Origin of the sequence: Ureibacillus sinduriensis BLB-1 = JCM 15800, from assembly GCF_000772955.1 — a bacterium.
In the GTDB taxonomy this organism is placed as follows: Bacteria; Bacillota; Bacilli; order Bacillales_A; family Planococcaceae; genus Ureibacillus; species Ureibacillus sinduriensis.
On record NZ_JPVO01000045.1, the window covers coordinates 12,509 to 35,327 of the forward strand.

Annotated in this window: 17 protein-coding genes; 3 read left to right on the top strand and 14 right to left on the bottom strand. The window is 40.6% G+C overall.

Going from position 1 to position 22,819, the window contains the following annotated elements:
- Nucleotides 1–82: 82 nt before the first annotated feature.
- Both CD33_RS05780 and CD33_RS05785 read left to right on the top strand, forming a co-directional pair.
- The gene (locus CD33_RS05780) at nucleotides 83–808 is read left to right on the top strand and encodes an AzlC family ABC transporter permease (protein ID WP_052130036.1); all 726 of its coding nucleotides are present in this window, start codon (nucleotides 83–85) and stop codon (nucleotides 806–808) included.
- Nucleotides 805–1,128: an AzlD domain-containing protein gene (locus tag CD33_RS05785; protein WP_036198972.1), complete on the top strand. Its 324-nt coding sequence runs from the start codon at nucleotides 805–807 to the stop codon at nucleotides 1,126–1,128. Before CD33_RS05780 ends, CD33_RS05785 begins: the two co-directional genes overlap by 4 nt.
- Nucleotides 1,129–1,381: 253 nt before the next feature.
- Here CD33_RS05785 and CD33_RS05790 read toward each other — a convergent pair whose 3' ends face one another.
- The 11 genes from CD33_RS05790 to CD33_RS05840 all read right to left on the bottom strand — a co-directional run bounded on the left by CD33_RS05790 (nucleotide 1,382) and on the right by CD33_RS05840 (nucleotide 17,183).
- Complete coding sequence (locus CD33_RS05790) at nucleotides 1,382–2,551, bottom strand: PDZ domain-containing protein (protein ID WP_036198973.1); 1,170 nt, start codon at nucleotides 2,549–2,551, stop codon at nucleotides 1,382–1,384.
- A 144-nt stretch (nucleotides 2,552–2,695) separates the two neighbouring features.
- Nucleotides 2,696–4,138, bottom strand: coding sequence for a S41 family peptidase (locus tag CD33_RS05795; RefSeq protein WP_036198975.1), 1,443 nt, complete (start codon nucleotides 4,136–4,138; stop codon nucleotides 2,696–2,698).
- 144 nt (nucleotides 4,139–4,282) lie between these two features.
- The gene (locus CD33_RS05800; protein ID WP_036198977.1) at nucleotides 4,283–4,867 is read right to left on the bottom strand and encodes a peroxiredoxin family protein; all 585 of its coding nucleotides are present in this window, start codon (nucleotides 4,865–4,867) and stop codon (nucleotides 4,283–4,285) included.
- 397 nt (nucleotides 4,868–5,264) lie between these two features.
- Nucleotides 5,265–6,560, bottom strand: a complete 1,296-nt coding sequence (locus CD33_RS05805) for a murein hydrolase activator EnvC family protein (protein WP_036198979.1) — start codon at nucleotides 6,558–6,560, stop codon at nucleotides 5,265–5,267.
- A 75-nt stretch (nucleotides 6,561–6,635) separates the two neighbouring features.
- Nucleotides 6,636–7,532 carry a permease-like cell division protein FtsX gene (gene ftsX, locus CD33_RS05810; protein ID WP_036198980.1) on the bottom strand — a complete coding sequence of 299 codons (897 nt, stop codon included), beginning with the start codon at nucleotides 7,530–7,532 and terminating at the stop codon, nucleotides 6,636–6,638.
- Nucleotides 7,522–8,208, bottom strand: a complete 687-nt coding sequence (gene ftsE / locus CD33_RS05815) for a cell division ATP-binding protein FtsE (RefSeq protein ID WP_036198982.1) — start codon at nucleotides 8,206–8,208, stop codon at nucleotides 7,522–7,524. The genes ftsX and ftsE overlap by 11 nt, the downstream gene beginning before the upstream one ends.
- A 435-nt stretch (nucleotides 8,209–8,643) precedes the next feature.
- Nucleotides 8,644–9,849: a DUF4097 family beta strand repeat-containing protein gene (locus tag CD33_RS05820; RefSeq protein WP_036198984.1), complete on the bottom strand. Its 1,206-nt coding sequence runs from the start codon at nucleotides 9,847–9,849 to the stop codon at nucleotides 8,644–8,646.
- Between the two features lie 204 nt (nucleotides 9,850–10,053).
- The gene (gene uvrA, locus CD33_RS05825) at nucleotides 10,054–12,921 is read right to left on the bottom strand and encodes an excinuclease ABC subunit UvrA (protein ID WP_036198985.1); all 2,868 of its coding nucleotides are present in this window, start codon (nucleotides 12,919–12,921) and stop codon (nucleotides 10,054–10,056) included.
- Between the two features lie 6 nt (nucleotides 12,922–12,927).
- The gene (gene uvrB / locus CD33_RS05830) at nucleotides 12,928–14,907 is read right to left on the bottom strand and encodes an excinuclease ABC subunit UvrB (RefSeq protein WP_036198987.1); all 1,980 of its coding nucleotides are present in this window, start codon (nucleotides 14,905–14,907) and stop codon (nucleotides 12,928–12,930) included.
- Between the two features lie 337 nt (nucleotides 14,908–15,244).
- The gene (locus tag CD33_RS05835) at nucleotides 15,245–16,696 is read right to left on the bottom strand and encodes an aldehyde dehydrogenase family protein (RefSeq protein ID WP_084591273.1); all 1,452 of its coding nucleotides are present in this window, start codon (nucleotides 16,694–16,696) and stop codon (nucleotides 15,245–15,247) included.
- A 220-nt stretch (nucleotides 16,697–16,916) separates the two neighbouring features.
- Nucleotides 16,917–17,183, bottom strand: coding sequence for an IDEAL domain-containing protein (locus tag CD33_RS05840; RefSeq protein ID WP_036198989.1), 267 nt, complete (start codon nucleotides 17,181–17,183; stop codon nucleotides 16,917–16,919).
- 278 nt (nucleotides 17,184–17,461) lie between these two features.
- Here CD33_RS05840 and CD33_RS05845 point away from each other — a divergent pair, with 278 nt between their 5' ends.
- Nucleotides 17,462–18,043, top strand: coding sequence for a competence protein ComK (locus CD33_RS05845; RefSeq protein WP_052130037.1), 582 nt, complete (start codon nucleotides 17,462–17,464; stop codon nucleotides 18,041–18,043).
- Here CD33_RS05845 and CD33_RS05850 read toward each other — a convergent pair.
- The 3 genes from CD33_RS05850 to secA all read right to left on the bottom strand — a co-directional run bounded on the left by CD33_RS05850 (nucleotide 18,018) and on the right by secA (nucleotide 22,672).
- Nucleotides 18,018–18,401, bottom strand: coding sequence for a YhjD family protein (locus CD33_RS05850; RefSeq protein WP_036198990.1), 384 nt, complete (start codon nucleotides 18,399–18,401; stop codon nucleotides 18,018–18,020). The two genes, CD33_RS05845 and CD33_RS05850, sit on opposite strands and share 26 nt — an antisense overlap.
- Before the next feature lie 492 nt (nucleotides 18,402–18,893).
- Nucleotides 18,894–19,998, bottom strand: a protein-coding gene (gene prfB, locus CD33_RS05855; protein WP_140422975.1) for a peptide chain release factor 2 whose coding sequence is annotated in 2 segments (ribosomal slippage) — nucleotides 18,894–19,925 and nucleotides 19,927–19,998 — 1,104 coding nt in all. Because the reading frame shifts where the segments join, the coding sequence is not laid out codon by codon here.
- A gap of 169 nt (nucleotides 19,999–20,167) precedes the next feature.
- A complete protein-coding gene (secA, locus tag CD33_RS05860; RefSeq protein ID WP_036199193.1) occupies nucleotides 20,168–22,672 on the bottom strand; it encodes a preprotein translocase subunit SecA in 2,505 nt (834 codons plus the stop codon).
- Between the last annotated feature and the right edge of the window lie 147 nt (nucleotides 22,673–22,819).

Consider the following 22,819-nt stretch of genomic DNA (forward strand, 5'->3'; position numbering starts at 1 on the left):
TTACATGGAAGCATTGATTAGTGTTAATATTTTATTAGATTACGAAATATTGAGATTCTTTTTCAGAAAGGATTAAACCAAATTGAGTACACACTTGAATTTTAACGAGTCAACAATTACCGATGATTCATTTGCACAGGGAATCAAGGACTGTATCCCCACCCTGCTCGGCTATATTAGTATCGGTGTAGCCTTCGGTGTAATCGGCATCACTTCCAACCTTTCGGTGCTTGAAATTTTTCTCTTGTCCGTGCTTGTTTACGCTGGATCTGCCCAATTTATTTTTTGCGGATTATATGTAGCGGGGGCTCCTTTTTCAGTGATCATCGTCACAACTTTCATCGTGAATTTGCGCCACTTTCTCATGTCATTGACCGTTGCCCCTCACCTTACACGCTATTCATCATTGCGCAATATCGGCTTTGGAACATTATTGACCGATGAAACATTTGGGGTCGCCGTCACAAAGGTGATGAAAGACAAACAACTTGGCGGCAATTGGATGGATGGATTGAATCTGACTGCTTATCTTGCTTGGATTGCTTCATGTACGATCGGAGGAGTGGTTGGCAAGTGGTTGCCCAATGCAGAGGACTGGGGACTGGACTTTGCCCTTCTCGCAATGTTTAGTGCATTACTTGTACTGAGCTTAAGCAGTGTCGGAAAAAGCAAACTGATGCATTATTTAAAGCTGATTGCCTTAATGGCCATCTTATTGTATGTCCTTTTATATTTCTTGCCGGGACATTTGGCAGTACTAATTGCAACGATGATCGTTGCCACGATTGGGGTGGCGACAGAAAAATGAGTATCTCATTGGAAATGCTATTGTTGATGCTCGGTTGCGCACTTGTCACATGGATTCCGAGGGTCACGCCATTTATTTTAGTGCGGAACCTACAATTACCTGATGTCGTGCTGCGTTGGCTGGCCTACATACCTGTCTGTATCCTTAGTGCGCTTGTGATCGAATCACTTTACCACGCTGAGGGAAAGTTTGTTACGTTTGATTGGCTAAACTTAATCGCCTTTATTCCGACGTTGATTGTTGCCATCTGGACAAAGAGCTTGTCCAAAACCGTCATCGTCGGTGTTATGACGATGGCAGTCTTGAGGTTTTTCTTGTAGTTTTTAAAATGCTCCATCTCATTACTTTGTAATCAATACACTAGAATACATTACCGAGCCAAAACATAAGACACATCGAAGAGGCAACTCGCCGGTGTTCTGGGTGGGACGCCTGAACTTCGCAACCATGGTGCCCCTTAGACATCTCTATAACTTCACAAAACCAGGATTTATATTTAATAGGAAGAATATCCTTACAAAAGGGAAAAAGCGAAGACGTTTGATTGTCTTCGCTTCTTTAGAATATTTGACGTTATTCCGCAACTAACAGCCCGATGCGGTGGTGATCGCCATTGTAGACAACATGCTGGGTTAATCGGACTTCGTTTTGATGATTGAGCACTTCCAAGCGACAATGAGCAGCATTGATTTGCAATGCTTCATACAATTCGCGTTCACTGCGGACCTCTACACCATTCACTTTTCTTATAATTTCCCCAACATTCAAACCCATCTTTTCAGCGGGTGAATTGGGCAGTACCCCTGCAATCATCACGCCGCTTGATTTTGCGGATACTGCATATACAGCCTTCTGTTCACGTGTTACGTAAAGAATAGAGATGCCGATTCGTGCAATTAAACCTACGATAAGCATAGCAAATCCTACTATAGGAATAAAATAAGCTACAAGGCCTCCAATAATGATGATTTCCCCTAATATAATGACCGCTCGACCTAGCTTCTGGTGCAAATAAACGGGTAACGTATGTCTGCTCATTTGCTGGAAACCTATAATAACTGGAAACAGTACGAGGGAAAACTGTGTAGAATCCAGCGAAATTTGCGGCCACCAAGGGAAATAAGCATCGATGACATTCCCCGGAATGACAACAAAAATCGGCAACACCCAAATTTTCTTACTTAAAAAGGCTACTGCTTTTAGCCCTCTTTTTGAGTTTTCCACAATTGGCGACGCATACTGGGCACCGTATTTGCGTATCAACATTCCTTCTGCAACGAGCAAAAGTCCTGCCATTACTGCAACAGTTATTTCCAGGCCATCGTTCATCTTCACACCAACGATTTCGATGCCGAACAAGTTATAAGACACATCCAAATAATTAAATAAGAAAAGTGTCAATAAACTTAATGAGAAGATGATAATGGGCGAAAGAAAATGAAAGACGTAAACAATAAGTGCTATGAAACTTATCATCGTCGCAACATATAAAAATTGTGTCGGCAATGTTAGTCCAAAGCCGAGTGTAAGAAGCGATATACATAGGGAAATGAGTAATCCTTCTTTCAATAAGCCAATCGTTTCCGACCATCCCCACAAAATACGGATATGGAAATATTTCCTTTCCCTCTTGACCCGACGATAGCCTAAATAGATTGCCATAATAATTGCTATATAAAAGATTGGATTCATGAAGAATCGTCCAATCGCTCTAGCAATCTCTAATAAAATTTCTGTAACCATTTTTCCACCGCCCGTTTACACATAACTAATGTCATTGTATCAAACGAACAATCAATTGCGTAGATAGAATCTAACTATTTCCGGGGTAAAATTACATTTTTCTTGCAAATTTCCATTATGGTAAGTAGTGTTCATTATCGAAAGTTAAATATCGCCTTTTAAACGATTCATCATCACACTAATCCCCATGTTTAATTGCGCATCATTTTCAGCATTTTCTTTATAGGAAGCAACCTGCTCCCTGATACTTGCAAAGAACTCATCATCCATATGGCGCCCTTTTTTCAGTTCATTCTTCTCACGATACAGCACAACCGCCTCAGCTGTATCTTCATCATAGAACCCATCTGTTCTTGTAATATTGTAGCCTAGTCCACTTAATACTTTTTGCGTATAGGCTACCTCTTCCTTGAAATCACCTTCAGCATACTCCCCAGTCAATGGGATAACCTCGAGGGAAAATAAAGGATGTGGTTCTGCTTCGATGTCTGCCTGGATTCCTTTTCCATGAATCCAATCCCTTTGGGGAGTCAGCCATTTATTTGTCGATAATTTCAATTCCCCTCCATTATCAAGCCCCCACGTTTCTTGAACAGTACCTTTGCCAAAGCTTTTTGTACCAACAATCAACGCTCGTTCCCAGCTTTGAACCGCCCCTGCCATTACTTCGCTTGCGGATGCACTTCCTTCATTTTGCAGTATGACAATTGGGAGCTTTTTCATTTTGTCCAAATAAAAATCATCCAGTTCAAGTTTCGATGTCTTTAATGGCTCCATTGCTCCTTTGCCGTTTTGCATATAGGCAAAGACGGTATTATCCTTTTCAATGCTACTTACAACAGCTGCGACGCTATGTAAATATCCGCCCGGATTATCACGAAGATCGACAATAAGGCCTTCAACGTCTTCCCCTATTAATTTTGTTGTCTTTTCCACCCATTCTTCCGCGGTCTTTTCCCCGAACATGGAGATCGAGACATAGCCAATATCCGTATCATCAACAGACATCACCTTTGAAGCGACCGTATCATTATTTATTTCTGCCCGTTCCACACTCACTTTAATATGACGTTCTGTGCTTGGACGGTATAAAACAAGATTCACTTTTTGACCAGCTTCCCCTTGAATCATTTGCATCAGCTCACCAATTGTTTTTCCCTCAAGCCTTTCTTCATCTACTTGTACGATTTCATCATAAGGTCGAATTCCGGCTTTTTCGGCTGGGGATGATTTTACAGGTGAGACAACAATGAATTTTCCATTTTTTTCAGTAATCTCAATGCCAATCCCTACACGTTGCCCGGCTAAGGATTGCCTATGCAAGGCCGCTTCCTTTTCCGTATAATACGTGCTGTATGGATCTTTTATCGCACCGGCCATTCCCCTTATCGCGCCTTCGATTAGCGTAGCTTCGTTTGTACCATAGACCGATTTTTCCGTAATCAGGGAATAGGCTTGGTCAATCACGGCAACATCACTAACATCTTTTCCACCTACCTCATTTGGTTTGGAATTTTGCCAAAAGATAAAGCCCGCTATTATTATACTAACGGCTGCAAGTAATAAAAAAAATCGACTTTTCCTCATTGTTTACCCCCTCTCGTTCACTCTATGAAAAAACAAAAAGGGATAACACCTGGAAATGCCGATTTTTATATTTTAATATACATTCTGCTTATGATGAAAGATTGTCTATGGATGGATAACATCCATCCGCGTGATGAGTACGAATTAATCCAGTTCCTTTACATGATCCCTTAAGGCTTCCTGATCAAGGGGACCTATGATTTGGCGCTGAATGCGCCCTTTTGTATCAATCATGAAAGTGGAAGGAATGGTTATAATATTGTAGAGCTTGTCGACTCCCTCCTCCTCCATCAACGGAATGGGGAATGTCAGGTCAAAACTATCTACAAACTGCTGTACGGTTTTTATTTGGTCCATCGATCTTTCTCTGTGGGTCATATTGACGCCGACAATGACCGCATTATCATCTTGAGCATACTTATCGTGATACTTTTGAAGATGTGGCATTTCTTTTTTGCATGGCGGGCACCAACTTGCCCAGAAATTCAGCACGACTTTTTTTCCTTTCAACTCGGATAAAGTAAACGTTTCACCCGTCAATGTTTGCAAAGTAAAGTTTGGTGCGATCTGCCCTTTTTCCAATCCTTCAACCTGATCCAAGTTCATTTCATAGGAAACAGCTTGTTCAGAAATAGCTTCACTTGCTTCTAGCTGATTTTTTATGTAACTGCCCAGCATGATGACTACGAGCACCATCACTACACCAAGCCCTATTGCTTTCTTTTTCATTTCCCACCCTCCAAGATAGAAAAAATACTTTCAAAGAGACAGAGATGGTTTAAAGTAAACCTGTCATTTTTAACTTCCATCAGAATATCATAAATGTAGAATTTTAAGAAATAATTTGTGTATTTACGGACATAGCAAAAGCAGGCTACTGTCTTAGCCTGCTTCAGACTGTTGACAAACGCTCGCATACTGCGTTGGTCTTCTCACTCGTACCCTCATGAGCGTTATGTTCTATTCGTGTCTTAGCTCGACTTCCCGCCTTGTCTGACAAGCGTTTTCAAGTCAGTCTGGGGATATTTATTTTTTAGTATTTCTCTAAAAAGAGTGTAGACAAAGTCGATTATCGACTTTGTCTACACTCTGGAGCAGGCTCTGTCGTAGCCTGCTTTTGTGATTACTATAGAGAAATATAATTTAGTGGGTTCACACTTCCTACACTTTGGTTTACCCAAGTACCAACGTGGATTTCAAAGTGCAAGTGTGATCCTGTTGAAGCCCCTGTGCTTCCCATTCCGGCAATTTGTTGGCCTTTTGATACCTGTGTGCCTACACCTACGTGAATCGAGCTTAAATGAGCGTAAAGTGAAGTGAAGATTTGTCCATCAATTGAATGTGTCACCATGACCACATTACCGTATGTAGAAAGACGTCCTGCATAGGAAACCACTCCGTCAGCCGCTGCTACTACAGGAGTACCTGTGCTGTTTGCAATATCGATTCCATAATGGAATTTATAACTTCCCGAAATTGGATGGACACGTGCTCCGTATGGACTTGTATAACGACCATTCGCAGGTTTTGTCCAATTTCCAGCCGAAACCGCTGGAGCCGAACCGCCACCGCCATGGCTACTGCTGTTCATGTTATTTGCTGCCGCAGCTTTTCGTGCCGCTTCTTGTTGACGAGCAACTTCCAAAAGTCTTTTTTGCTCTGCCGCGATTTGAGCATTAATTTCATCACTGATTTCTACAGCTTCTTCATACTGTTCCTCTAGTACTTTCTTTTCGCTAGCAATTTGTTTTTGCTGCGCCTCTAGTTCTTTTATTAGATTATCTTTTTCATTTTTTTGCGAATTAAGAGATGCTTTTAAACTATCAAGTTCTGCTTTTTTCGATTCTAGTTCTTGTTTCTTATTTTCCAAACTAGCTTTTTGTTCTTCAAGCTTGTTCTGATCCTCTTTTTGTTCTTTCATAATTTGACGATCGGCATCCATCAAAGTATTGACTGCTGAATAGCGGTCGATGAAATCTACAAAACTATTAGCGCCAAGCAACACATCCAGAAAACTGACAGAACCATTTGCTTGAAGAGCTCTTGCACGTTCTGCAAGCAATTCATCACGTTGGTCGATTTTCGCCTGAAGTGCAATGATATCCGCTTTTAATGTTTCGATTTCACCTGTAGTGACCTCTATCTCTTGCTTTACTACACTGATTTCATTATTTGTATTTGTAATTTCATCCGTTAGTTTTGTAATTTGGTCCAACAGTTTCTTTTGTTTTGCTTCTATTGTATTAATCTCGGAAGTTTTTTCCTTGATTTCACCATTTAATTGACTCTTTTTTTGTTCTACTTGAGATTTCTCATCTTTTAAATCTGACAAACTAGCAGCATATGTAATTGGTCCTTGGATAGCAAGCGCCAGGATAGCAGCACTCATCAAAATCCGGAATGACTTTTTACTTCTTTTCACAGGTTAAGACCCCTTTCCACTTTCTTACACAGGATTCTACTTTTTTATTCTACTTTTTTCGCGCAAAGGGCATATTTATACCTTTAAGAATTTTCTTACCGACATAAAGCTGCCCCATACTCCGATTAAAATACCCATAACCAGGATCAATGCATTGACTTGATAAAGTAGCGGTGTTACGTCAAGTATCTGTAATAATTCACCGTTAAGTTTTGGTTGCAAGACTTTGAAAATATTGACATAGACGATGGATACGATGGTCATTGGAACGATTGATCCCAATACCCCAAGCCACATTCCTTCTATTACAAATGGAATTCGAACGAAAGAGTTCGTAGCACCCACTAGTTTCATAATTTCAATCTCATCTTTACGGGCAATGATTGTAATACGGATGGTATTGGAAATTAAGAATATTGCTGTAAAGAGTAAGCCGAGAATTAGCACGAGGCCAACATTCCGACTCGTATTGAGGAAACTGAATAGTTTACCAACCTTCTCTTCTCCATACTTTACGTCATTGACATTATCAAACTTCTCAATTTTCTTTGCGACATTTACCGTTTGCTGGGGTTCCTTCGCTTTTACATAGAGGACATTGTTTAATGGGTTGCTTTGTTCGAAAAGACTCAAATCTTCCCCATAGCTTTCAATCAATAAATCAAGCTCTTGTTCTTTCGATGAATAGACAACCTCCGAAACACCCGGTAAGTTTTTTATATCCTTCATAAGTTTCGCTTCTGCGGATTTCGCTTCCGCCGGGTCTGCAATAATCTCGATCAATACTTTGACTTCGACATCCTTTTCGATATCGTCTGCAACTTTGTTCAAGTTCATCATGATGATGGTAAAGACGCCCACTAATAGCAGGGTAACCGTTACAGCACTGATGGACGCAAATGTCATCCAACCGTTCCGGCCGAGTGACTTTATACTTTCACGAAAATGTCGTCGGATTGTTCTACCCTTCATAGCCGTAGTCACCTCCGTATACATCTCGTACAATTAATCCGCCTTCGATGGCGATTACACGTTTTCTGATTGTGTTGACAATTTCACGGTTATGGGTTGCCATTACAATCGTAGTGCCACGAGAGTTGATCTCTTCGAAAATATTCATAATTTCCCAAGAAGTTTCAGGATCCAGGTTACCTGTAGGCTCGTCCGCTATAACCACTTTAGGCATATTCACAATTGAGCGTGCAATGGAAACACGTTGTTGTTCCCCACCAGAAAGCTCATTTGGGAACATGCGAACTTTGTGCTTCAAACCTACCAAATCCAATACTTCCATCACCCGTTTGCGGATGTCTTTCGGGTTTTCCTCTATCACTTCCAGAGCAAATGCGACATTTTCATACACATTCAGTCGGGGAAGCAGCTTGAAATCTTGAAAAACTACCCCTAGTTGACGTCTTAGTTGCGGCACTTGTCGATTTTTAAGATTCGATAAGTTCATTCCCGCAATCACGACATCTCCAGAAGTAGGTTTCTCCTCACGATACATTAATTTTATAAAAGTAGATTTACCGGCACCACTAGGGCCAACTACATAAACAAATTCACCTTTTTTTATATCAATAGAAATCCCATTTGCTGCAACAACACCATTTGGGTATTTCTTCACAACATTATTCATTTGAATCATTAATTAAAACCACCTAAGTTCAAGTTTCTATTAACTAGATTTTTTCACTCACCATCCATTATAGCACTCATTCCCTCAGATTTTATTACATTTTCATTTCATATTTCTAGTTACGAAGGTTAGCTTTAGACAAATTTCCACATTTCCCATGATAATAGAACTAAAAATTTTCTTCCCTCTTTCTATTATTCCATTAATAGACAAATATTCCTTTTAAATTACAATAATTTATTTTTGAAACCTGAGAGGAATGAGATAAGAGCTTAACCCACGGTTGGATAATAGAAACTCTTATCATATTTGTCTAACTATCTAAATTTCTGCAAATAGATTGTGTACATGTATTCTTCAATCCAGTTGAAATAAACGGGATTGTTGCTTTCCCAAAATAGATACACAAAAAAAACGAACCGCATTTGCGATTCGTTTTCAAGATTATTCTGCAATGTATCGAACGATGATTGTACCAGTTCGGGATTCACCATTTACTTTTAAAATATCGGCATTGTCGATTATTTTATCGAAGCGATAGGTTTTAAGGAAAAATTGATCTTCCTCCATTCTCGTCTCAACATCCGGCAAGCCTACATCGGCTTTCCCGAAGTTCGTAGCCACTTGTCCATCAATCGATAGAGTTTTCGGCACATACAGTTCCACTGCACCTGCAACAGTTTGTGCTTTTACTTTTCGAGCATCTTTAGCGTTCGTAGTAATGACTACTGCTCCGTTTACAGATTCGGCTTCGACTTCTTGCAACTCACCATCAATATAGATGCGTCCATTTACCGTTTCCGCTTCCAGATCTTCGCCTTTTACATGGCGAAGCTCGATTGCCCCATTACCAGTTTCGATATTAGCATGCTGGAAGGAGGAATGATCCACTTTTACGGCGCCATTATAAGTTTTCACCTTAATGAGCTTAGATTCCAGGTTTTGAATTGTCACGCCGCCATTTAGTAGACGAATTAGGACAAGATCATATAACTTTTCTGGAATGAGTAGGCGCAAGGAAACTTGGGACATCTTTGGCGAAACAGAGATTGTCAATTTTTCATTCGTTAAGTTCACAAATTTTTCTTCAAATTGCGCTCTCGTTTTTTCCTCATCATGATCTATCAGCGAGGTTTTTACTTGTGCTTCCACTAGTAATTGTTCACCATCCGATTTAACAAGGTCCACTTTCCCATTTGGGATCTCAACCTCAATCCCCTTCACTTCATTTGCATCAAAGGAATAAGTATTATCAAACTGCACCTTTTCACCAAATGGAAATTCAAGATCAAAGTCTTTGATTTTAGTAAAGGTCGTATTCATCAATCCCATTACCCGCTCACTAAATTGAGAAAGGTCCAGTTTTAAATCATTCATAAATTCATCCATTTTTTTGTTTGCTTCTTTATTATTAAATGCTTTGCCAAAGATGTCTTCAAAGCCCGTTTTGGATTTCTTTTCTTCATCAAAAGTTTGTTTATGCGTACTGTCAGTTTTCCCCTCTTCCTCAGTGCTCTTTGCAAGAGGTACGATTGTGGTTGGAGTGGAGATTTGTTCTTTTGTTAACGACTCAAGTAAAACAATTGCCTCTTCAGCTGTGATGGTTCCGTTTTCAACTAATTTTAAAATGCGTTTGCGTTCGTTTTCCATGATAAAAAAGCCTCCCTCTATTTATATATTTAGTTATACGCTGAGGGAGGACCAAAAGTTTCAATTTCTACCTATAAATCGATAGTTCAATACGATACTTTTATTCATCATGCATTAAAATAGTTTGCATGATGAACGGTGCCCCCGCATCAGCCCCGATTTAAACATAGAAGAATTTCATGTTACTTAACTAATTCCGATGAATTATTTATTCGTTGCTTCGGCCAGTAGGGCGTCCATTCGTTTTCGATCGCGTTCCAACACTGTTTTTAAATAGCGCCCTGTGTAGGATTGTTCGTTGGACGAAATATCTTCCGGTGTGCCCGTGGCTAAAATCGTTCCGCCCTTTTCTCCACCTTCCGGACCTAAGTCGATCAAATAATCGGCTGTTTTAATAACGTCCAGGTTATGTTCAATTACTAGGACCGTATCTCCGTTCTCCACCAATCGCTGCAACACTTTCAGAAGTCGTGCAATATCATGGGCATGGAGACCTGTAGTCGGTTCATCCAGGATGTAGATGGATTTCCCAGTTGAACGACGATGTAATTCAGAAGCCAACTTTACACGCTGTGCTTCCCCACCAGAAAGTGTGGTAGCCGGTTGCCCCAATTTCATATATCCGAGTCCCACATCAACAATTGTTTGAAGTTTCCTTTGGATTTTTGGGACATTTTCAAAGAATACGACGGCATCTTCAATGGTCATATCTAATAGCTCCGCTATATTTTTGTCCTTATATCGCACTTCCAGCGTTTCACGATTATAACGTTTTCCGTGGCATACTTCACATGGGACATAAACGTCGGGCAGGAAGTGCATCTCGATCCGGATGATGCCGTCCCCACTACACGCTTCACAACGACCGCCTTTGACATTGAAGCTAAAACGTCCCTTTTTGTAACCGCGGACTTTCGCTTCATTTGTCGAAGCGAAAAGGTCGCGGATGTCATCAAATACACCTGTATAGGTTGCTGGATTGGATCGAGGCGTTCGGCCGATTGGAGATTGGTCGATATCAATGACCTTTTCCAAGTGCTCGATGCCTGTAATCTCCTTATGCGCACCAGGCTTGGTACGTGCACGATTTAACTTGTGGGCAAGTGCTTTATATAGAATCTCATTGATCAGAGTGGATTTTCCTGATCCGGATACTCCTGTTACCGCGACAAATTGCCCCAATGGGATATCCACTTTCACATTTTTTAAATTGTTTTCCGTCGCGCCTTTAATTGTGATTTTGCGACCATCAGGTTTTCGGCGTTCAATCGGAAGTGGGATGAATTTTTTTCCGCTTAAATATTGTCCAGTAATCGAAGCAGGATTGTTCATGACTTCTTCCGGCGTTCCTGCAGCCACAATCTCCCCGCCATGAACACCGGCCCCTGGTCCCACGTCTATTAAATAATCCGCGGCCATCATTGTATCTTCGTCATGCTCCACTACAATCAACGTGTTTCCTAGATCGCGCATATCTTGCATTGTCGCTACTAGACGGTCATTATCCCTTTGGTGCAATCCAATGGATGGTTCATCCAGAATATAGAGCACGCCAGATAAACGCGAACCAATTTGTGTCGCTAGTCGGATCCTTTGCGCCTCTCCACCTGATAATGTTCCTGCAGAGCGGGAGAGGGTTAAATAGTCTAGTCCCACATTAATCAAAAAGCTCAGTCTTTCGGTTATTTCACGAATGATTAGTTTCGCTATCTGCATATCTTTTTCCGAAAGTGTCAGATTGGAGAAGAAGTTATACATATCACCTACTGAATGCTGGGTTGCTTCTGCAATATGTAAACCTTCCACTTTCACTGCAAGTGTCTCAGGTCTTAAACGATAACCTTTACATGATGGGCAGGCTTGCTCGGTCATATATTTTTGCATCTGCTCCCTGACATAGTCGGAAGTAGAATCACGGAAACGTCGCTCAATATTGCCAACGACCCCTTCAAATTCAATTTCTTTGTTATGAACACTGCCATATTCATTTTCATAATAAAAATGGATTCTTTCGCTGCCCGATCCATATAAAATTTTATCCATCTGGCTCGTTGGCAACTGTGATACCGGCACATCCATTGCGATTCCATAATGGGTACAAACTGCTTTTAATAACTGTGGATAGTATTGTGAGCTTGTCGGTTCCCATGCAGCAATTGCATGTTCCTCCAGCGTTTTCTCCCAGTCCGGTATCAACAAGTCCAAGTCGACTTCTTGTTTTGAACCAAGTCCATCACATGACGGGCAAGCTCCAAAAGGACTGTTGAAAGAAAACATGCGCGGCTCCAGTTCACCTATTGAAAATCCACATAGCGGACAAGCATGATGTTCACTGAATAATAGTTCCTCATGCTCCATGACATCCACTAGGACCTTTCCATCCGCTAAATTACAAGCAGCCTCAAGGGATTCGAATAATCTCGAAGAAATCCCATCTTTCAGTACAACCCGGTCTATAACTACTTCAATATTATGTTTTTTATTTTTATCCAACTCAATGGAATCGTCCAAATCCTGCATCTCACCATCTATACGGACGCGCACATACCCTTGCTTCTTCAAGTCTTCAAGCAGTTTGACGTGTGCTCCCTTACGCCCGGAAACTACTGGTGCGAGCAATTGCATTTTCGTTCTTTCGGGATATTCCAATAAACGATCGACCATTTGTTCAATGGTTTGCGATGCAATTTCAATCCTATGATTAGGACAAATCGGTTTACCGACTCGTGCGAATAATAAACGTAAATAGTCGTATATTTCCGTGACAGTCCCTACAGTGGAACGAGGGTTTTTGCTCGTCGTTTTTTGGTCGATTGAAATAGCGGGAGATAATCCTTCAATGGAATCAACATCTGGTTTATCCATCTGACCAAGAAATTGTCGGGCATAAGCAGAGAGGGATTCAACGTAGCGGCGTTGTCCTTCTGCGTAGATTGTATCGAAAGCAAGCGAAGATTTTCCCGATCCCGATAAACCTGTTATGACAACAAGCTTATCGCGCGGGATGGTTACATTTATGTTTTTCAGGTTATTTGAACGTGCACCTTGCACTACTATTTCAGTATTTTTCACAATAGATTATCCCTCTACCTTCAATTCAAATATTGTATCTCTCAATTCTGCTGCACGTTCAAAGTCAAGTGCTTTTGCGGCATCTTTCATTTCCAATTCAAGCGATGCAATCAGTTTCTCGATTTCGGACTTTGTCATCTTTTTGCCCTTCATCACCTTTGTAACGTATGTTTCCTCAGCTTCTGCCGCTTGTGTTGCGCGAATCAATTCCGGAATTTTTTTCTGGATTGTCTGCGGTGTGATGCCATGCTCTTTGTTATAGCTCTCTTGTATTGTACGTCGGCGTTTTGTTTCGTCTATTGCCTTTCTCATCGAATCCGTAATGTTATCTGCATACATAATGACATGTCCGTTGGAATTTCGGGCTGCCCTTCCGATTGTCTGGATCAGTGAGCGTTCGGAACGTAAAAACCCTTCCTTGTCAGCATCAAGAATGGCGACAAGAGAAACTTCTGGAATATCCAAGCCCTCACGAAGCAAGTTAATCCCCACTAATACATCGTGTGTTCCTTTACGTAGTTCTCTTAGGATTTCTATCCGCTCCAGTGTTTTTATTTCTGAATGGAGATACTCTACTTTAATACCCAGTTCTTTCAGATAATCTGTTAAATCTTCGGACATTTTTTTCGTTAAGGTTGTAATAAGCACACGCTCATTGTTTCTTACCCGTTCATTAATTTCATCAATCAAATCATCAATTTGCCCTTCTATCGGCCGCACGTCAATCGTTGGGTCCAGCAATCCGGTAGGACGTATGATTTGTTCAACCATTTCCGGTGTGTGCTCAAGTTCATATGGACCTGGTGTTGCTGAAACAAAGATGGCCTGACTGATATGTTGTTCAAACTCTTCAAATTTCAACGGTCTGTTGTCCAAAGCGGATGGCAAGCGGAATCCATGCTCCACCAGAACTCCCTTGCGTGCCTGGTCGCCGTTAAACATCCCGCGAATTTGCGGCAATGTTACGTGACTCTCATCCACAACCAACAAGAAGTCCTTCGGGAAGTAGTCAAGCAATGTATAAGGTGTTGCGCCTGCTTCTCTTAATGTTAAATGACGTGAATAGTTTTCGATTCCTGAACAGAATCCCATTTCACGCATCATTTCCAAATCGTAATTTGTCCGTTGTTCCAAGCGCTGCGCTTCCAATAATTTATCTTCTGATCGGAATTTCTCAAGTTGTTGTTCAAGTTCGACTTCAATATTTTCAATCGCCTTCACCATTTTTTCTTCACGTGTTACGAAGTGGGATGCCGGGAAAATAGCAACGTGGTCACGATCACCCAAAATTTCTCCTGTTAGAGCATCCACTTCGCGAATACGGTCGATTTCATCTCCGAAAAATTCCACACGGAGGCACTTTTCATCGCGCGATGCCGGGAAAATCTCCACAACATCCCCTCTTACACGGAATGTCCCGCGGGTAAAATTGATATCATTTCGCTCATATTGAATGTCCACCAGTTTCCGCAACAATTGGTTGCGTTCTATTTCCATACCGGTACGAACAGAAACAACCATTTCGCGGTACTCTTCCGGATTCCCCAATCCGTATATGCAGGAAACAGAAGCGATGATGATGACATCATCCCTTTCAAACAATGCCGATGTCGCAGAGTGTCTTAGTTTATCGATTTCGTCATTAATACTTGAGTCTTTTTCGATGTATGTATCGGTTTGTGGTACATACGCTTCCGGTTGAAAGTAGTCGTAGTAACTTACAAAGTATTCAACTGCATTGTTTGGGAAGAATTGTTTGAATTCGCTATAAAGCTGTCCTGCCAACGTTTTGTTATGCGCTATTACGAGCGTAGGCTTTTTTACTTCTTTGATGACATTGGAGATTGTAAATGTTTTACCTGTACCTGTAGCCCCGAGCAGCGTCTGGTTACGCTTCCCCTCTTGCACGCCCTTAACAAGCTCTTTTATGGCGTTTGGCTGATCGCCGCTAGGTTGATATGCGGATTGTAAGTCAAATGTGCCCATTTTTCGTTCGTCCTTCCATCCAAATCTTGTATATTCATTTTAGCATATCCTTTTTCAAATTACGAGAAATATGCGAACGTATATTCTTAATCTCTTTCAGTTTAGTTATGTATTATTTAATTGCCTATAATCCATTTAACCAAACTATTAGCATTATTTTCTATTATGGTACAAACCAGATAAAATAAAACAAACTCCAAAAGCGTGATTCCTTTGCTTTTGGAGTTATACCTAACCTTTTTATAAAATTATGTTTGATTCTTTCTTTGCGAACAAAAATTGATGCTCCCGCTTTTTTAAAAGACTGATGAACCAGCTAGCTGTTAAAGCGCCTGTTTTATTGATTCCATACAACCAACTTCGTTTCTGTCATCTCATGGATGGCGTATTTTACTCCTTCTTTCCCGGTGCCGCTTTCTTTCACACCACCGTACGGCATTTGATCCACGCGGTATGTAGGGACATCGTTGATAATCACTCCGCCAACCTGCAGTTTTTTTGATGCTTTGAAGGCTGTTTGGATATCATTTGTAAAAATACCCGCTTGCAAACCATATTTTGAATCATTGATTTCCGCAATTCCTTTATCAATGGACGAAATGCGATTGACAATGACAATAGGTGCAAATACTTCCTGGCATGAAACATTAAGATTTGAAGATACGTTCGTTAAAATGGTCGGCAAAAAGACGTCATTCTCGATTTTTCCGCCCGTCATTACTTTGGCGCCGTTTTCAACCGCTTCTTCTACCCAGCTTAAGGCGCGTTCTTGTTCGGCACTATGAATCATTGCTGATACATCTGTATTTTTATCCAATGGATTACCTACGATTAACTTTTTTGCCGCTTCAACAAATTGCTCTATAAAATCATCGAACACCTCTTCCATCACGTACGTACGTTGCAATGAAATACAAACTTGTCCCTGATTTGAAAAGGCGCCCGCTATACATTTAGGTACAATTTGTGATAAATCCACACCCTTATCAATGATCAGCCCGGCGTTTGAGCCAAGTTCTAATGCAACCTTTTTTAAGCCGGCTCTCTCCCGGATTCCGATTCCGACAGCAGGACTTCCGGTAAATGTGATCATTTTTACTTTATTGCTTTCAACTAAAGCATCCCCTACTGTTTTCCCGCTTCCCGTAATTACATTGAATGCCCCTTTAGGCAAGGCTGTTTGATCGATCAATTCCGCCAAAAACAAAGCAGAAAGGGGCGTTTGGGATGCGGGTTTTAAAACAATTGTATTCCCTGCTGCAATCGCAGGCCCTACTTTATGTGCTACCAAATTTTGCGGGAAATTGAATGGTGTAATAGCCCCGATGACGCCCAGTGGTTCTTCGATTGTGTAACCGAAACGATTTGCCCCATTTTTGGCCGCATCCATCGGGATTATTTCCCCTGTTATACGCTTTGCTTCTTCTGCTGCAAATTTATATGTTTCGATTGTGCGATCAATTTCGCCCAATGCAAATTTCATTGGTTTTGCTGCTTCCAAGGAAATAATCTCCGCCGCTTTCTCACGATTTTCCGCGAAAAGTTGTGCAATATGCTCCAGGATGGATGCCCTTTCATAGGCAGTCAGCTTTTCCATCTCTTCTCTTGAATCAAAAGCCATATCAATAGCTTGCTCTACTTCACTGCGTGAAGCCTGTGGGATATAGGCAAGGATTTCTTTCGTATACGGTGAATAAAGTTCCGCTTTTTTCTCCGCTGTTTTCCATTGTCCATTGACGTAATAGTTCTTTTCAAATGTGTTTGATTTGATATGATTCATATTTTCCATTTTGGTCCCAAATCCTTTCTCGTTTTTGATATTTAAAGAATATATCGTTCTTTCCTCCAATGAAGAAGTTATATTATAGAATGTCATCACACATTTGTTTACAGTGCGATATTTCATATTATAGTCCAAATACAAAAAGGTCGCCTTTAGTTAAGCCCCTACTTCGGTTGAAATAAGGATCGTTACTTGTCATGGCGACTTTTTAAATCGAATTATTCATTTACATTACGGACTCTTGCGTCTCTTCCATTTCATGAGTTTCTTGTAATTCGCTTAGTTCCTTTGTGTACTTATAAAAAGCTTCTTCGTTTCTTTCATCCAATGCATTATCGATGAGATCTTTAAGCTGTTCAATTCTTTGCAATCTTTGCATCCGGTTCAAAAACAAGTCCAAATAAATGTCATTCAACAACTTTTCAGATTCGTTTGCATGTTGATAGTGCCCAACTGCTTTAAGAAAATCTGTGTATGAATAATATTTATCCATCGATATCACCCCGATTCCCTTTTTTCTATTATAAAAAATTGATAGTCAATTTGCAATATTTTCTGAAAAATAGATATATTTTTTATTCTAAAACGAAGATATACCTACTTCCTAGGATGTTTTCAACTTCCACTGCATTTCGTTTAATTATAGTAATAGGGGAAATGGAGATATTTCAAAAAATGTCAAAATTTCCAATTGAATTGGTAAAAAGTTCATATTATAATTTTATTAAATCGGTTATATAGCATTATAAAAATATTATTGGAGGAGTATTTATGCTAAGAAAGAGTATTCATATCGAGTCATATCGTATTTCTCTTAATACGTATTTAATTATGCCTGTACAGCACGGTGATAAACTGTACTCACATGTCTATGACAAAAATGGGGAATATATTGTCGAACGGAAGCCTTTCTACATAGTTCGAAAATCCTGTGAAGTGTTAGGCTATAATTATAATAATGCAAAGAATTTCTCGAAGTCCTTCTTCGGAAAAGAGAAGCACAAATTACCGATCATTATTACGCACGATGGAATACCAAACGTATTCTTCCCTCTTTTTTCTCCAGCTTCACCGAATAACATCTGGATTGGCCTGCATGCAATTACAAACATTCGTCGCCTCAAAGAATCTACTGAAATCACCTTAATCGATGGGAAAGAATTTATACTTCAAATTAATTATGCATCTTTTTGCTCCCAATACGTATGTGCAACCATGTTGCAAAAACACGCTTCTCACCAAAGAATCATTATTCGAAACGAATTGAATCATCCTCAGAAGCCTATAGAACCTGGGGAAGCTTATGATCCTTTCGAGACCAACGTGTCTATTGAACGTTTTGATCGGAACTAATATTAGACGCTTTATTTAAGTAATATTTAAGTAAATCTTCAACTTGATTTCTTAGTCGTATATTCGAATATCTTCTAACATCCATTACCTGCTTGTAATGAAATTGATACTCAGTAAACATTTCGTCCCGTTTACCTTGAACAACTCTTAATTGATGACTTTTTAAATACGCCTTTGTTTTCTTCAAATCAACTTCTGCGTGTTTTCTTGCTTCATCAATCAAATAAATATAAGGACGCTTTAATTTAAACTGCCCAGCCTCGATTTGTTCTTGATCTTTTTCTAAAACGATAAGTAGCATCGGTAAGTAGATGGCCGATTCCAGATATGGGACAGTTTCAATGGGAATATGTGCCATTAAACCCCTCCTAATAATAGAACGCACGTTCTTATTATTATAATACAACAAATCGGAAATAATGCAATTGCATTTGTGAAGGTAAATAGTGGGTAATGAAGTAATGAAAGCTGGGGTGTCCAAGGAGAATAAAGGCATTCACAACAAATTCGATATTAAATAAACTTGCTATATAACCGATTTTATTTCTTCCAAGTCAGAGCATAATGAAACGAAATAACAGCTATAAAGGAGGAAGTTTAAATGGAACAAGTATTACAAGCGGTTTTGGAACTATCAGATGAAATGGATGACCAATATGAAACAATAAAAAAATTGGACGAGTTCATTATAAAATGGATGGGAACCATGGAGAACTACTAAAAAAAGGTAGAAGTTAGAATCGGTATTTTTAGCGACCGAATTCAACTCCATCAAAGCAAAGCGATTATGCTTTAGTCTTTAGAAAGAAAATAAACCTTTTTGGCCACTAACGCCAAAAAGGTTTATTTTTTATTGCCCGATACGCGAACGGAGATAAGCGTTGATAAAGTCGTCCAAATCGCCATCCATTACACCTTGGACATTGCCTGTCTCAAAAGTGGTACGGTGATCTTTTACCATTGAATATGGATGGAAGACATATGAACGTATTTGGGAACCCCAGCCAATTTCCTTTTGTTCCCCACGGATTGCATCCAGCTCGGCCTGTTGTTTCTCAATCTCAAGCTGGTATAATTTCGCTTTTAACATGTTCATCGCTTTTTCGCGGTTTTTGATCTGCGAACGTTCCGCTTGGCAGGAAACGACAACGCCGGTTGGGATATGCGTAATACGAACAGCTGAATCTGTAGTATTAATATGCTGACCACCTGCACCTGTTGCGCGATACGTATCGATTTTCAAATCTTCGGTGCGAATGTCAATTTCAATTTCATTGTTGAACTCCGGCATGATATCGCAAGAAACGAAGGAAGTATGGCGTCTTCCTGCAGAGTCAAAAGGTGAAATCCGCACTAAACGGTGTACCCCTTTTTCGGCTTTTAGGTAGCCATAAGCATTATGTCCTTGAATTAAAAGTGTCACAGATTTAATCCCCGCTTCATCACCAGGCAAATAATCCATTGTCTCTACTTTAAAGCCATGTTTTTCAGCCCAGCGAGTATACATGCGCAACAGCATCGAACCCCAGTCTTGCGATTCTGTACCACCCGCTCCTGGATGCAACTCTAAAATGGCATTGTTTTTGTCGTAAGGCTCACTCAGTAGCATTTGCAACTCAAAGCCGTCCATTTTGCGTTGGAAATCTTCCAGCTCGCTGCCCAATTCCGTTTGGAGTTCTTCATCGGGTTCTTCTTTTAAAAGCTCCAATGTCATTTCCAGATTTTCGTGTGTTGTCACTAGGTCATTGAATTCATTGACAATGGCTTTTAATGCGTTTGCTTCATTAATAACAGTTTGGGCTCCATTTTGGTCATTCCAAAAATCTGGCGTAAGCATCATTTCATCCAATTCCTGTATACGTGCCTCTTTGTTTTCTAAGTCAAAGAGACCCCCTGAAGTCCGCCAATTTCGAGGCTGTAGTTTCCAACACATTTCTTACTTCTGATAATTCAATCATTTAAAATCCTCCGTACTCGTATTTAAACCTTTGAGAACCGCATCATCTCTTCATGAAAGAAAAGATGCCTACGGTTCAAATGTTTATATCTTCACTTGTTCTTGCAGGTAGGGAAAGAAATTGCTTTCCATCCTTTAGGGCACCTGCCCAAAGCTAATCGTTTGGCCTATTCTGCACCATGGCAGTTTTTATATTTTTTCCCGCTACCGCAAGGGCATGGGTTATTTCTGCCAATGTTTTCTGCTTTACGAACAGGTTGCTTTTTCTTGGGAGCTGCTTCTTCTTTTGGATTGACGGCTTGACCTTTTGCCACTTCTTCACGTTCCAGGTTGCTGCGAATTTGCGCTTTCATTGCATATTTCGTTACATCCTCCCGAATTGCAGCGACCATGTCCTCGAACATCGCAAATCCTTCTTGTTCGTACTCGCGCAGTGGGTCCGTTTGGCCATATGCACGTAGGTGAATCCCTTGACGCAGTTGGTCCATCGCATCAATATGATCAATCCATTTTGTATCAATTGAACGAAGTAAGATGACTTTTTCAAATTCACGCATACGCTCAGGAGTTAACAGTTCTTCTTTTTCATCGTAGCGCTTTTGCACCTCTGAATAGATAAAGGCAATGATTTCTTCAGGGGATTTCCCTTCAAGGTCACTAGCTTTCACGGCCCCTTCTTCCAATAAGTTCGCCTGGATATAATCTTCAAGCGATTTTAAGTTCCAATCTTTTTGATCGCCTTGTGTATGAACAGCGACGATATTCTCGATGGATTCTTGGATCATGGACTCGACAAGTGCGCGCATGTTTTCAGTTTCCAATACATCACGGCGTTCTTTATAAATAACCTCACGTTGCTGGCGCAATACATCATCATATTGCAGTAAACGCTTGCGGGCATCGAAGTTATTTCCTTCAACTCGTTTTTGGGCGGATTCCACCGCTTTGGATACCATGCCCGATTGAATCGGTTGATTGTCATCCATTCCGAGTCTCGTCATCATTGCTTTCATTTTATCGGAACCGAAGCGGCGCATCAGATCATCTTCAAGGGATAAGTAAAATTGCGTTACCCCTGGATCTCCCTGACGACCGGAACGTCCACGCAGCTGATTATCAATACGTCTAGATTCGTGTCGTTCTGTACCGATTACAGCCAATCCACCTAGGTCAAGCACCCCTTCACCAAGCTTGATGTCGGTACCACGACCGGCCATGTTTGTGGCAATTGTGACAGCACCTTTATTCCCTGCATTGGCGATAATTTCGGCTTCTCGTTCATGATTTTTCGCATTTAACACATTGTGTGGAATTTTATGTTTATCCAATAAATTGGAGATGATTTCTGATGTTTCAATCGCCACTGTACCTACCAAAACGGGTTGACCCTTTTTATGGCGCTCAGCTATTTCAGCCGCAACCGCACTGTATTTCCCATTCATCGTAGCGAAAATCAAGTCCGGTTTATCATCACGGGCAATCGGTTTATTCGTTGGGATGACCACAACCTGCATATTATAAATATTGCGGAATTCCTCTTCTTCTGTTTTGGCAGTACCCGTCATACCGGATAACTTCTCATACATACGGAAATAGTTCTGGAACGTAATCGTCGCCATTGTCATCGATTCATTTTGAATATCCACCACTTCTTTTGCCTCGATTGCTTGGTGAAGCCCATCAGAATAACGGCGGCCTTTCATCAAACGACCAGTAAAGCCATCAACGATGACAATTTCCCCATCCTGAACAACATAATCCACGTCACGGTGCATGGACACATGTGCTTTTAACGATTGGTTGATTGCATGCAATAGGCGGACATGTGATAGATCAAATAGATTATCAATGCCGAAAGCTTTCTCTGCTTTGCCGATCCCGCTTTCCGTTAAAGTAACGCCTTTCGTTGTTTCATCGTATGTGTAGTCTTCCTCTGCTTTAAGTCTGCTTACGAACATATTGGATTGAACGTAAAGCTGGGCAGTTTTGCCTGCTTGTCCGGAAATAATCAGTGGCGTACGCGCTTCATCGATCAAGATGGAATCCACTTCATCAATTACGGCATAGTGCAGGGGACGTTGTACACGCTCTTCCTTATACACAACCATGTTATCACGCAAATAGTCAAAGCCTAGCTCGTTGTTCGTACTATATGTAATATCTGCCGCATAAGCTTCCCGTTTTTCATCTTTCGATAAGCTATTTAAATTCAAGCCCACTGTTAAACCAAGGAAATTGTATAGCTGTCCCATTTCAGTCGCATCACGGGTAGCAAGATATTCATTGACCGTCACGACGTGGACACCTTTACCAGTAAGGGCATTCAAATAAACGGACAGCGTGGAAGTCAATGTTTTCCCTTCCCCTGTTTTCATTTCCGCAATATTACCTTCATTCAACGTGGCAGCACCCATAATTTGGACGCGGAAAGGGTACATACCAAGTACGCGACGTGCAGCTTCACGACAAACTGCAAAGGCTTCGGGCAGCAGTTGTTCCAGTGTTTCACCTTTTTGATAGCGTTCTTTAAATTCTGTTGTCTTTTCTTTTAAGTCTTCGTCATTCAATTGCTCCATTTGAGAAGCATATGCTTCCACCTGATCAGCAATCTTCGTTAATTTTTTAACTTCTTTTTTGTTCGGATCAAAAATTTTATTTAAAATGTTTGCCATGGATTTTTTCACTTCCCATATAGTCTCAATTTCCATTTTATCATTTCCTATAGAGTAGGTGCAAATATGCGTACCATATAAATTAGTGCCTGGCACCCGAACAATTCAGAATTGTTCGGGTGCCAGGCACACATGCAATTTCTGTAC